Annotated in this window: 13 protein-coding genes; 3 read left to right on the forward strand and 10 right to left on the reverse strand. The window is 45.3% G+C overall.

All coding sequences use genetic code 11. From position 1 onward, the window contains the following. The first annotated feature begins 246 nt into the window (after positions 1-246). Entirely contained in the window at positions 247-1,068 is an 822-nt protein-coding gene (locus BEL05_RS02305) for a hypothetical protein (protein WP_245686924.1), read from the forward strand. Positions 1,069-1,229: 161 nt separating this feature from the next. Here BEL05_RS02305 and BEL05_RS02310 read toward each other — a convergent pair whose 3' ends face one another. Further along, a complete protein-coding gene (locus BEL05_RS02310) occupies positions 1,230-2,456 on the reverse strand; it encodes a nucleoside recognition domain-containing protein (protein ID WP_028764821.1) in 1,227 nt (408 codons plus the stop codon). Between the two features lie 86 nt (positions 2,457-2,542). Here BEL05_RS02310 and rsmF point away from each other — a divergent pair, with 86 nt between their 5' ends. After that, on the forward strand, positions 2,543-3,979 hold the full coding sequence (gene rsmF, locus BEL05_RS02315; protein ID WP_069670144.1) for a 16S rRNA (cytosine(1407)-C(5))-methyltransferase RsmF: 1,437 nt from the start codon (positions 2,543-2,545) through the stop codon (positions 3,977-3,979). 234 nt (positions 3,980-4,213) lie between these two features. On the opposite strand, the gene BEL05_RS02320 is transcribed toward rsmF, so the two are convergent. Genes BEL05_RS02320 through apbC form a run of 9 tightly spaced genes read right to left on the reverse strand, consistent with a single transcriptional unit; the run spans position 4,214 to position 10,873 of the window. Further along, the gene (locus tag BEL05_RS02320; RefSeq protein ID WP_028764819.1) at positions 4,214-5,002 is read right to left on the reverse strand and encodes a TatD family hydrolase; all 789 of its coding nucleotides are present in this window, start codon (positions 5,000-5,002) and stop codon (positions 4,214-4,216) included. Between the two features lie 46 nt (positions 5,003-5,048). Continuing rightward, positions 5,049-5,375 carry a PilZ domain-containing protein gene (locus BEL05_RS02325; RefSeq protein WP_028764818.1) on the reverse strand — a complete coding sequence of 109 codons (327 nt, stop codon included), beginning with the start codon at positions 5,373-5,375 and terminating at the stop codon, positions 5,049-5,051. A 6-nt stretch (positions 5,376-5,381) separates the two neighbouring features. Further along, the gene (gene holB, locus BEL05_RS02330; RefSeq protein WP_069670145.1) at positions 5,382-6,299 is read right to left on the reverse strand and encodes a DNA polymerase III subunit delta'; all 918 of its coding nucleotides are present in this window, start codon (positions 6,297-6,299) and stop codon (positions 5,382-5,384) included. Position 6,300: 1 nt separating this feature from the next. Then, positions 6,301-6,933, reverse strand: a complete 633-nt coding sequence (tmk, locus tag BEL05_RS02335) for a dTMP kinase (protein WP_028764816.1) — start codon at positions 6,931-6,933, stop codon at positions 6,301-6,303. Beyond that, a complete protein-coding gene (mltG, locus tag BEL05_RS02340) occupies positions 6,930-7,937 on the reverse strand; it encodes an endolytic transglycosylase MltG (RefSeq protein WP_069670146.1) in 1,008 nt (335 codons plus the stop codon). The genes tmk and mltG overlap by 4 nt, the downstream gene beginning before the upstream one ends. Continuing rightward, positions 7,934-8,764: an aminodeoxychorismate lyase gene (pabC, locus tag BEL05_RS02345; RefSeq protein WP_069670147.1), complete on the reverse strand. Its 831-nt coding sequence runs from the start codon at positions 8,762-8,764 to the stop codon at positions 7,934-7,936. The genes mltG and pabC overlap by 4 nt, the downstream gene beginning before the upstream one ends. Continuing rightward, complete coding sequence (locus BEL05_RS02350) at positions 8,757-9,092, reverse strand: hypothetical protein (protein WP_069670148.1); 336 nt, start codon at positions 9,090-9,092, stop codon at positions 8,757-8,759. The genes pabC and BEL05_RS02350 overlap by 8 nt, the downstream gene beginning before the upstream one ends. A 22-nt stretch (positions 9,093-9,114) precedes the next feature. Next, complete coding sequence (gene udk, locus BEL05_RS02355) at positions 9,115-9,750, reverse strand: uridine kinase (protein WP_028764813.1); 636 nt, start codon at positions 9,748-9,750, stop codon at positions 9,115-9,117. Between the two features lie 10 nt (positions 9,751-9,760). Beyond that, positions 9,761-10,873: an iron-sulfur cluster carrier protein ApbC gene (apbC, locus tag BEL05_RS02360; RefSeq protein ID WP_028764812.1), complete on the reverse strand. Its 1,113-nt coding sequence runs from the start codon at positions 10,871-10,873 to the stop codon at positions 9,761-9,763. A gap of 159 nt (positions 10,874-11,032) precedes the next feature. Between apbC and metG the strand changes: the two genes are divergently transcribed. Next, complete coding sequence (gene metG, locus BEL05_RS02365; RefSeq protein ID WP_069670149.1) at positions 11,033-13,054, forward strand: methionine--tRNA ligase; 2,022 nt, start codon at positions 11,033-11,035, stop codon at positions 13,052-13,054. The last annotated feature ends 112 nt before the right edge of the window (positions 13,055-13,166 follow it).

Raw genomic sequence — 13,166 nt, forward strand, 5'->3', positions numbered from 1 at the left:
CGCGATCTCCCTCCTGCTTTTACAAAATTCCCAGCCTTTATTGACATTTATTGATACAAATCATTCACAATTAGAAATATCCTGATAGAATGATTAACGCTTAAATATTCATTTAGATAAAAATCAGATAGTTATAATAATTAAAGTTTGATGAGGTCCTCTTTGGCAGCCAAATATTTTACATTAGTCGCATTGGCATTACTCAGTTTTTCCGCCACCGCAGCAGAAAGCGATAATGCACCCGTCATTCAAAACACCACCGACACCAGTAAAACGATTATTCGCGTTGGTGGCTTCTACTCCAACTCAAATTCCAGCATGGATGTTACAGATCCATTACGAGGTGAAGACTTCAAAATCGATTTTGAAAAAGATTTGAAATTAGAAGAGTCACAGTTTTTACCTTTCTTTGAGGTTATTCACCACTTCAATAGCAAGCACTCTGTTTATCTAGACTGGAAGCAGTTACATCGTAGTGCCGAAGTAAAAAAGCTCACCGTCCCTTTTCAAGTATCTCTCAATGACAAAGTTTATGACATTCAAGCTGGAGCGCGTTTAGACACTACCTTAAATATCGATATCGCTCGCCTGGGATACAACTATCGCTTCTATCAGGGCAACAATTACGACTTAGGCGTGAGCATTGGCTTGCATACCATGTTCATCAAAACCGCTTTTGACGGTGACATAGGTGTATGTATCGAAGGGGAGAATATTGAGCAATGTGGTTCAACTTCAACCCCTAAATTTGTCGAAGAAGAGGTCACTGCACCGCTACCTGATATCGGCTTGTTTGGTAACTATGAGTTTGTACCTGGTTTTGTCTTTAATGCTCATGCACAGTACTTTTACATTGAGCTTGATGACGTTAAAGGCAGCCTTGTCGATATAAGAGCGGGGGTAGAGGCGGAGATAACTGAAAACTGGCATATGACAGCCGCCTTTAACTACTACAAAGTTGATGTAGATTTTCATCATAATGCTGATCGCATCGATACAAAAATCGCCGATTATAATCTCTACTACAGCTTTATTGGCCCAATGTTATCAGTGAGCTATCAATTCTAACGTCTGTTAATGATTAACCTGGGTGTGCCATAAAACGCTATGGCACACTCGCCATGACTTAACCATCGACTGTAGCACTCTCCATCACTCAACAGAGCTCAATCATCCCCTCTCATATCACTCGCCCCCGACATTAGGCAACAATTCATGCTAATAGATTTTTAGCCATAGAATTGATAGCAAACAAAGATAGCGGCACAAATCCCCGCAATATCAGCAGTTAGTCCACACGCAAGGGCATGACGTCCGTTTCGTATACCTACGGCTCCAAAATAGACAGCTAATACATAGAATGTAGTTTCGGTACTGCCTTGAACAATTGCAGCCAAGCGACCAGCAAAGGAGTCAACACCATGATGCTGCATAGTCTCTAACATCATCGCTCGTGCGCCAGAGCCGCTAAAAGGTTTCATAATGGCTGTCGGCAGAGCGTCAATAAAACGCGTGTCACCACCAAGTAACTGAACTAGTGCAGCGATAACACTCAACAGATAATCTAACGCACCAGAGGCACGTAAGAGCGCAATGGCTAATAACATGGCCAATAGATAGGGGATCAACTTAATTGCTTGTTCAAATCCCTCTTTGGCTCCTGCCACAAACTCATCGTAAACAGCGACCTTACGAAGCCCAGCCACAAGAATAAAACTAAATACCAACAACAAGAGTATGCCGTTGCCGAGCGCCGTAGATAGCTCACCAATCGCGGCTACCGATAGTGTGCCTAAATAAAAAACTAAAGCAGAAATCCCCGCAAAAAATAGACCACCGTATGCAAGTATGACGCTATTAAGTAGCGAGATGCGCTGAAACAAGGCGACCACAAGTATGCCAACTAATGTAGAAGCGGTTGTCGCTAACAAAATTGGCAGAAAGATATCTGCTGGTGCCGCCGCGCCCTGCTGTGCCCGGTACAAAAAAACGGTCACGGGCACTAAGGTTACTGAGGACGTATTGAGGACTAAAAATAGAATTTGTGCATTAGTGGCAACAGACTTATTAGGGTTAAGCTGCTGCAGATCTTGCATAGCCTTGAGTCCTAATGGTGTAGCAGCATTGTCGAGCCCCAGTACATTTGCAGTAAGGTTCATGGTAACACTACCGTAAGCTCGGTGGCCTCGAGGAACTTCAGGCATTAGCCTGCTGAGCAAGGGTTCAAACAGCCTAGCAAATACACTGACGACCCCAGCTTTCTCACCCACTCGCATAAGGCCCATCCACAACGCCAACACCCCGATTAAACCCAGTGCAATCTCTGCGGCAAGCTTAGCGCTGGAAAATAGTGCATTGACAGCATCAGCTAAAACAGACCAATGTCCCATGAAAAGCTGCACCATAATGGCCGCTAATGCAGTGACAAAAAATGCCACCCATATCCGATTTAACACGCAAACTCCTTCACTTAACCTTTAATCAAAGGCCGATCACCGATTGTGATATACTGCACCATAACAATATCTTGTTTTTCATTCTTATGGTCCAATTAAATCAAAATTTTATCGACAGTATCGCTAAAGATCTTCCACCTCATCTTACGATGGAAGATTTTATCGCATTCAGTGCATTGCCACTTCGACCCTCTATAAGGGTCAATACCCTTAAAATATCCTCAGCAGATTTTACTGCGCTGATGACCGCCAAAGGGTGGCAATTTGAACCCATCCCTTGGAGCGACGATGGATTTTGGATCACAACGGATAGTCAAATCCAGTTAGGCAATACCATTGAGCACATTCAAGGGCTGTTTTATATCCAAGAGGCGAGCTCAATGCTGCCTCCCCACGCGTTATTTCCAAAAACCATTGACGATGCGAGTCAGTTAACAGTGCTAGACATGGCTTCAGCACCAGGTTCAAAGACGACTCAACTCTCGGCAATGATGACCAACAACGGCCTGTTAGTTGCTAATGAATACTCATCCAGCCGGGTAAAAGTGCTGCATGCCAACGTATTGCGAATGGGCAGTAAAAACTGTGCCCTCACCCATTTTGATGCCCGCGTATTCGGTGAGTACTTGTATGATACCTTTGACGCCGTGCTGCTAGATGCCCCTTGTAGCGGTGAAGGCACTATACGCAAAGACCCTGATGCGTTAAAACATTGGGACTATGCTGAAATTGAAGCGATTGCAGCCACTCAACGTGATCTAATTGACTCAGCCTTTTTAGCACTCAAAACGGGTGGCAGCTTGGTTTACTCAACCTGCACACTTAACACCACCGAAAATCAAGCTGTTTGTAACTATCTCAAACAACGCTACGGTGATGCTGTTGAGTTTGAATCATTAGCCGATTTGTTTCCGGGTGCAAATAAAGCATTGACTTCAGAAGGCTTTTTACATGTTTGGCCACAAATCTATGACAGTGAAGGTTTCTTTATCGCCAAAATTCGAAAAACGATGGATATCGAGCGTGCCAAACCTGCCCCTAAGCCACAGAAAAATTTTCCATTTAACCAGACTAGCACCAAGCAGTTAGCCGCCATTCATGCATACTTTAAACAGAGTTTTAATATTGAACTCGATGGTATGGGACTCATCATGAGTCGCGACGATGAATATTGGTTGTTTCCATATAATGTTGAATCACTTATCGGCAAAATGCGTTTTCAACGGATTGGTTTAAAGCTGGCTGATGCTATTAAAAAAGGATTTAAAGTACGCCACGAAGCCATTGTCGCACTTGGACGAGCTGATTTGGGTTATCCATTAACAGAAAAACAAGCAACACAGTTTCTGATGGGACGAGACATCATGTTAGACGAAAAAGTTACGCCGCAAGGTGAAACCATTGTCTGTTATCACAACGTCCCAATAGGCGTGGTGAAACACTTGGGCAATAAGCTGAAAAACAGCTTACCCAGAGATCTCGTTAAAGATAAGATAAGTTCTTCGATGCCAAACATCGTGTAAATTTGCCAGCAGAGACACGACGCCAACAAATGAAACATCTTGTTACAAATGAAAGTAATTAAAATCCAAACAGTTCATGCGCTACTGCCTGCCTTGACTACACTAAAGTTCTGAGAGTCATTCGAGGTAACATCTCAAACAGTAGCGCACGGCTCTGAAAAGAGCCATTCCCCTAGACCCAGAACAATTGGAATAGTTTTGGGTCTTTTTTTGCGTGTCTTTTCTTGCCTGTATTTATCGACCGACTAACTTCGCCGCATCTTTAAACAGACTAAAAAAGTTACTAGACGTGTAATCGGCTAGCTCTTCATAAGACTCACCACGTAGCTGCGCAACAAATTCAGCCACATCGCGAACATATGCAGGTTGATTCTCTTGCCCACGATGGGGAACGGGCGCCAAATAAGGCGCATCGGTTTCAACTAACAACCTATCTTTTGGCACCTTGCGGATAACGGTGCGTAAATCACCGGCATTTTTAAACGTCACGATACCAGAAACCGAAATATAGAAACCGAGATCAATGGCGGCTTTGGCCATCTCCCAGTTTTCAGTAAAACAGTGCAGTACACCGCCTACTTTATCAGCATGCCCTTGTTTTAAAAAAGCGATGGTATCTTCTCTTGCATCACGAGTATGCACAATAAGCGGCTTATTTACCTCTACGGCTAAGGCGATCTGTTGCTCAAAACATTGCTGTTGCAGTGCTTTAGTTTCGTTAGCATAGAAGTAATCAAGCCCAGTCTCACCAATTGCGACCACTTTGGGATCGTTAAGGTAGTCGTGAATTTTCGTGGTATCTAAGCCATCTTGGACATCCAACGGATGAACACCTGCCGATAAAAAAATCTGCTCGAACTCGGCCATTTTCGCCTGCATGGCGCGAAACCCTTGCTGACGAACATTGACACATAAAAAGTAATCGACGCCGCGAGATTTAGCTTGTTCAATGAGCTGACGTAAACTGAGTTGATCGGGCGCGGCTTTTAGCCTATCGAGGTGGCAATGTGAATCGATGAGCACTGCGAGTATCCAAGTTAACGGTAAAAAGGAGGCAAAGAATACAGAGCTACATAGTGCAGGTCAAATCGCTAGAGGAAAGCTCTCTTGAAAGGAGGTTCTCAATGTGATGCTTATGGGTGGGAGCGTCAGTGATGATCTTAACCCCAATACCAGCAGGTCGTCCACCAGATGCGCCCAGCGGGTTAATCCACACAACCACGCCTTGAAACTCATGGCGTACTGTTGAGCCCGGTAGCTGATAGGCAATTGAAATCTCTTGGCCTAAATAGTGACTTTCAGTCGTCGCCACAAACAAGCCCGCAGGCTGAATAAACGGCATGTAGGCTCGATAAAGCTGATGTAAGGTATCAAAATTAATCACGAGATCGACCATATTAATTTATCTTGTTGTTAGCGACTCATACTCTAATATAAACGCTTGAAAAACCGCCATCACATTCACGTTTGGCATAGTGTTAAGACGATGATAGGTCTCCATCACTTGGCCTGCAAATGTCACTAACTTCACGTTAACTAGGGCATCAGCATTTTTCTGTTTAACCAATTTATATCGTAAAACCAGATATAAAACCTTAAGCGCATCAGAAACTTGCTTTTCATCTATATTAGTTAAACTAGCACACAGGTGCCCAGACGACAAACTTTGTATCCAACCTTTTCGATACATAAGCAGCTGCTGGTAACGTTCGCTCTGCAAAGCACTAAGTAACTCAATGGGTCCACCCATCGCGGGTAAACACCAAGTTACGTCGTGATCACACGTTATTTGTGCAGCGATCCAATGCCTAAGCGTATCAGGCGAAGGCAATTGAAAATGTAACCGCTGACAGCGGCTGCTAATTGTTGCCATTAGCCTGCTGGGTGTGTCCGTTTGCAAAAAAATCAGTGTGTCACGGCCGGGTTCTTCGAGTGTTTTAAGCAGTGCATTTGCCGCTGCAGTATTTAGCTTTTCGCTGCTTTTGATGATAGCTACGCGTCGGCCACCCTGTTGTGCTGTCGAGGTCAAACTGCTGCACAGTGTTCGGATTTGATCGACTTTAATCTGGTTACCATCGGCCTCAACACTGTAAAGATCTGGGTGGCTATCTGCGGCCACCAACAAGCATGCCTTACAATGACCACATGCGCCGTCAGGCGTTGGTGATAGACATAAGGCTATTTTTGCCAGTGCAAGTGTTAGCGACCATGCGCCATAACCTTGATGCATGCCGATTAAATAAGCATGACCATTCGCCCCCGCCATAACCTGTTGCGTAAACTGATCGATAACGGGTGACAACCAAGGAATGTCGCTCATCCTACCACCGCTGGGCTTGCAACAAAGAGATGATATCTTTGTGCACGTCCGCCATGCTTTGACTTGCATCGATCACCGCAATGGTGTCATCGCTTTCAGCAAGCGCTAAATAGGTCGTACGAGCTCGCTCAAAAAAGCTAAGCGCCTGCTGCTCAATACGGTCAAGTGCACCACGATCTGCAGCGCGTTGTAGGCCTAAGCCTGGTTCGATATCCAAATAGATGGTTAAGTCAGGTTTAAACCCCTTTAGTGTTGCATCACTGACCGCCTCAACCAATGACATTAACCCCCGTCCACCACCTTGATAAGCGAGCGAAGATAGATTATGACGATCCCCTAATACCCATTGACCTTGATTCAAGGCTGGCTTGATCACGTTGGCGACTAATTGAGCACGTGCAGCATAAATCAGTAAGCATTCAGACTCGTCACATAAAGGGTCTGTGTCGTCGGCAATCTTCACCAAATCACGCATTTTCTCTGCCAGTGGGGTGCCACCAGGCTCACGCGTACATACTGGTGCTTGCGCGGTATGTTTTTCTATGAAGTCTCTCACTAAAGCGATAGCGCTGGATTTTCCTGCGCCCTCTAACCCTTCAATGACGACAAATTTAGCGTTATTAGGTCTATTCATCGATTTCTCTGATACTGGTTGACTGCGCGATTGTGCTCAGCCAGTGATTTAGAAAATATATGACTGCCGTCATTTTTTGATACGAAATAAAGGTAATCCACGTCGGCAGGATGCGCGGCGGCCAGCAATGATGCCCCACTGGGTGCGGCTATCGGTGTTGGAGTCAAGCCATTGATGCGGTAGGTATTAAAAGGGGTCATTTCACGCAGATCTTTTCGACGAATATTACCGTCAAACCGGTCGCCCATGCCGTAAATAACAGTCGGATCTGTCTGCAATCGCATCCCTTTACGCAATCGATTAGTAAATACTGCCGATATCCACGGGCGCTCGCTCGCCTTACCCGTCTCCTTTTCGATAATTGACGCCATGATCAATAACTCATAGGGTGACGCTAGTGGGATATCTTTATCTCGCCCTTCCCATGCTACCTTTAATTGCTGCTGCATTTTTTGATAGCTTTGCTCAACAATCACGCTCAGTTCATCGCCCGCTGAGTAGTGATAAGTATCTGGGAAGAATTTTCCTTCTGGCAGTCCTGAGTCGTCGCCATTCGCTTTAAGTACTATGTTAAAAACATCATCTTGCCAGTTTATTCTTGGTAGCTGCTTTAGCTCGGCCTGCCACTCTTTAATCGTCTTACCTTCAATCAGCGTAGCATTAAAGACCATCACTCGACCTTGGGTTAACTTATCAAGTAAACTCGACACCGTATCGGTGGTCTCTATCTGATATAGGCCACTGCGAATGTGGCTCAGTTCTGGACGTAACTTAACCAGTAACTTTAATTTCCACAAATCGTTGATCGCACCACGTTCAACTAGTGTGGCGGAAACCTGATGGAATGAGCTACCACGTTTAATCTCCAGTTCTTGCTCGGCATCAATATTGAGTGGTGCCTGACTGAAACTCACGACACTTTGATAGCCCCAATACAAGCCGATAGCTGCAATCGTTAATAACGTAAACAGTGAGGCCGAAGCCCCTATTAATAATTTTCTCATAGTGATAATGACAACGCTTCCCTTGCTCGACTCACTATCGGACTCGACGTAAAATGAAACTGATTAACCTGATTAACGCTTATCACGCCAAACAGGCTATTACTAATAAATAGATGATCAAACTGTTCAAGTTCTGCGACATCGACAGTTCGCATCTGCACACAGTAACCAGCGTCGTTCAACCAATAGATAAGCTGCTCACGCATCACTCCAGCAACACCTGACGCCGATAACGCAGGGGTAACGACTTGTTCATCTTTGATGCAAAATAGATTAGCCATCGAGGACTCTATGACCTTTTCATCACTGTCGAGTACCAACCAATCATCAAAGCCTGCGGCCAACATTTGAGATTTTATTAACACCTGTTCTAAACGATTTAGGTGTTTCATGCCCGCTAAACGAGGTTGCTTGGCCAGCCTTATCGGACTCGTTTGCAGTGCAACACCTTGCTGTTGCAAAGTGCTGTAGTGCGCGGGAATTGCGTGGACCGATACGATTTCACTGATATCTGGCTGCTGTGGCGCTTGATATCCCCGCCCACCTGAACCGCGTGATATCAGCAATTTGATGCAGAAGTCTTGACCAAACTGGACAAAACTGTGCGAGCTTATCTCATCAAGTTGCAATAGCAGTGCTGGCGATGCTTGCCACACAAAACCAAGGCGTTGTGCACTTTGGGACAAACGCTCAAGGTGCAATTGCCGAAATTTGATCCCCGTTTCGCCGCAACGCATTGTCGCAAAAAGCCCATCGCCATAAGCAAGGCCTCTATCACTGCCACTGATAAGATTCTGGCGAATGCCATTAATCCACATATCAGACATGACTTGTCCTAGCAAAACATGTGGTATCAGGTGACAAGATGGCGTTTGCATTGGGTATAGTTAACGCCACCTCAGCGGGACACCAACATAACGCATCGCGTTCAGAGATAACCATTTTATCACTCATCACATACTCAAGTGCCATATGTACCGCTTCAATCAGACCACTGAAATCGACTGAAGAAACGGTATTGTATTGAGATACGGGGAATTGTTCGCCTGATATGATATCTACACCGACACAGTTAATGGCATCAGCATCAAAACACGGCTCTATAACCATTGTGCCATGTACACTGGATTTCACCTCAACTTCAGTCAAACGCATCCCTTTTGAACTCCCAGCCCTATTATTTTGCTAACAGGTGTTGAATTCTGGCCTTGAGGATATCGGTAGCAATACGATTTTTACCGCCGCGAGGAACGATAATATCGGCATATTGCTTCGATGGATCAATAAATTGCAGAAACATAGGTCGTACCGTTTGCGTATACTGTTGCATCACTGACTCCATGGTTCTACCTCGCTCTGCAACATCTCGCGTCAATCGGCGCATAAAGCAGATATCCAATGGCGTATCCATAAATACGCTTGCATCCATCTTCTCTCTCAGTACCGGATCTGTCAGCAACAAAATCCCTTCTAGGATGATCACTTTCTTCGGTGTCATTGTGACAGTTTCAGCCATACGGGTGTGCTCGGTATAACTGTATTGTGGAATATCGACCGCCTCACCATTTTTAAGCGCTTCAAGGTGCTGGCTCAATAAAAGGTGATCAAGTGCTTTAGGGTGATCGTAATTCGTCAGTACACGTTCATCCATCGAAAGATGGCTCTGATCCTTGTAGTAAGCATCTTCAGCGATAACGCCAATTTGATCTGTTCCTAAATCACGACACAGTTCTTCAAAAATAGTTTTCGCTATTAAGCTTTTACCTGACGCTGACGCACCAGCAATGGCAATAATGACACATTGTGAATTCATCGATTAAACCTTACTCATCATCTGAAATTGAAATTGAAACGACACTCTGTGTCTGAGTCAGTGCTAGCTGCGCACCAACCCGTCTAGCGATCTCTTTATAGATATTGGCCACATCGCCTTCACTGTCGGCAACGACTGTTGGAATACCTTTATCTACATCCTCACGAATATTTAGCTTTAACGGCAACTGACCAAGCAGCGGTACGCCATATCGTTGTGCCATTTTTACGCCGCCATCTTCACCAAAAAGATGTTCTTTATGACCGCATTCACTGCAAAGATGGAAGCTCATGTTCTCAACAATTCCCAGTACCGGAATATTAACTTTCTGGAACATGCTTACCCCTTTTTTCGCATCGGCCAATGCGATATCTTGAGGCGTGGTCACAATCACTGCGCCACTGACTGGCACTTTTTGCGACAAGGTTAACTGAATATCACCGGTTCCTGGTGGCATATCAATCACCAAGTAATCGAGTTCAGGCCAAAGGGTTTCATTAAGCAGCTGAGCCAATGCCCCAGCTGCCATCGGGCCACGCCATACGGCCGCTTCATCGCCACCCAACATAAATCCTATTGATTGAGCCGCAATACCATGAGCCGTCGCAGCGGTCATCATTTTGCCATCTGGCGACACTGGATTGAAATCGGGGACACCCAACATAATCGGCATCGATGGGCCGTATATGTCAGCATCTAAAATACCCACTTTGGCACCTTCTGCGGCAAGGGCTAACGCAAGGTTAACCGAGGTGGTCGATTTACCCACGCCACCTTTGCCCGAGGCAACCGCTATCACTTGCTTTACATTTGGGAGGGGGTCGACGGCACCTGCGGAGATCACCGCAGGCTGAAAATCAATTTCACACTCAACTTCATCAATAGCATCAAGAACGGCCAGCTTATTGGTAATAGCCATAACTGTGTCGCGATAAAGGCTCTGGCAGGGGTAGGGATAACACAGACCGAGTTGCAGGCGCTTGCCTTCAATATCGAGCTTAGTGACACAACCCGCGGTCACTAAACCTTGTAATAAATATGGATCTTGATACGCATCCAAAATAGCCAAAACTGGCTGAAGAAGTTCATCACTGAGATGATATTGCGAAGAAGCTGAAGACAAAACGACTACCCCCTATAAATAATTTGGCTAAGTGTATCAGAAAATCTCATAATATTCGGGTAGTTTTAGTCCAGTTAACGCAGCTTTTGATGAAACTTTCACTATGATCGGTTAGTATCTATGCCATTCTTTTTGGGCACTTACTGATTTTGAGACAAGATGGCAACTTCACAACGTAAAATTCTCGTGACCAGCGCACTTCCATACGCAAATGGACCGATCCATTTAGGTCACATGCTAGAGTATATTCAAACTGATATTTGGGCTCGCTTCCAAAAGCTTCGTGGCCACGAATGTCACTATATCTGTGCCGATGATGCCCACGGCACTCCAATCATGTTGAAGGCACAGCAACTTGGTATTGAGCCAGAAGAGATGATTGCTCAGGTGCAAAAAGAGCATCAACAGGATTTCGCCGACTTTAACATTGAGTTTGATAACTTTCACAGCACACACAGCGAAGAAAACCGTGTGTTAGCTAGCGAAATTTACCTAAAATTACGTGACGGTGGCTACATAAAATCAAAGACGATCTCTCAGCTTTTCGATCCAGAAAAGTCGATGTTCCTGCCCGATCGTTTTGTCAAAGGCACCTGCCCTAAGTGTAAATCTGTCGACCAATATGGTGATAACTGCGATAGCTGTGGTGCAACCTACAGCCCTACGGAGCTTATCGACCCTAAGTCAGCGGTATCTGGCGCGACACCGGTCATGAAAGACACTGAGCACTTTTTCTTTGACCTTCCGGCCTTTGAAGAGATGCTTAAAGCGTGGACCCGTTCCGGTTCATTGCAGCAAGAGATGGCCAACAAACTTGGTGAGTGGTTTGAACAGGGCTTGCAGCAGTGGGACATAACACGTGATGCCCCCTATTTTGGGTTTGAGATCCCCGATGCTCCCGGTAAGTTCTTCTATGTATGGCTAGACGCACCTATCGGCTACATGGGGTCATTTAAAAACCTTTGTGACCGACGTGACGATCTCAATTTCGACGATTTCTGGGCAAAAGACTCTACCGCAGAGGTGTATCACTTCATCGGTAAAGATATCGTCTACTTCCACAGCCTATTCTGGCCAGCGATGCTAGAAGGTGCGGGATTCCGTAAACCCAATAGCGTGTATGCCCACGGTTATGTCACCGTTAATGGTGCGAAAATGTCTAAGTCTAAAGGTACCTTTATTAAGGCTCGCACCTACTTAGATAATTTAAACCCTGAGTACCTGCGTTATTACTATGCCGCTAAACTTAGCAGCCGCATTGATGACCTTGACCTTAACCTTGAAGATTTTGCTCAACGTGTTAATTCAGATCTTGTGGGTAAACTGGTTAATTTAGCCTCACGCACGGCAGGTTTCATCGGTAAGCGTTTTGACGGCAAGCTAGCCAAAATTGAAGATACATCTCTGACTGACACCTTCTTGGCTAAAGAAGCGGCGATTGCCGAATTTTATGAGACTCGAGAGTTTGGTAAGGCGATGCGTGAAATCATGGCCTTAGCCGATCTGGCCAACGCTTATGTTGCCGATGCAGCACCATGGCAACTAATTAAGCAAGACGACAAGCAAGGTGAAGCCCATCAGGTATGCAGCAATGCAATTAACCTGTTCCGTATCCTGATGACCTACCTTAAGCCTGTACTACCTCAGCTTGCCAAAGATGTGGAAACCTTCTTGCAGCTATCGTTGACTTGGGAAGACTTAGGTCGCGACCTCGCAGGACATGAAATAGCCACCTTCAAGGCCTTGATGCAACGTGTTGAAATGAAGAGTATTGAAGCAATTATCGACGCTTCAACCGAAAACTTACAAGTCACAGAAGCACCAAAAAGCCAACTGGATCTTGACCCAATCAGCGAAGAGATAAGTTTCGATGATTTCGCGAAGCTTGATCTACGTATTGCAAGAATTGCTAAAGCTGAGCATGTACCAGAAGCCAACAAGCTCCTTAAACTTCAGCTGGATTTAGGTGGCGAAACCAAACAGGTCTTTGCTGGCATTAAGTCAGCCTATGCACCTGAAGATCTAGAAGGTAAGCTCACTGTTATGGTTGCTAACCTTGCGCCACGCAAGATGCGTTTTGGCCTATCTGAAGGGATGGTGCTTGCCGCTGGCCCCGGAAAGAAAGATTTGTGGATTCTAGAGCCCCATGAAGGCGCTCAGCCAGGTATGCGTGTTAAGTAACATCAATTAACTGCAACCCATAAAAAGGCCGCTTAGCGGCCTTTTTTATTACTAACTTATATTCACACGGCGTAATTGTGACCACAGTAAGGCGATAAACAGCACTTAATGT

It is taken from the genome of Shewanella colwelliana, assembly GCF_001735525.1.
GTDB classification, from domain to species: domain Bacteria; phylum Pseudomonadota; class Gammaproteobacteria; order Enterobacterales; family Shewanellaceae; genus Shewanella; species Shewanella colwelliana.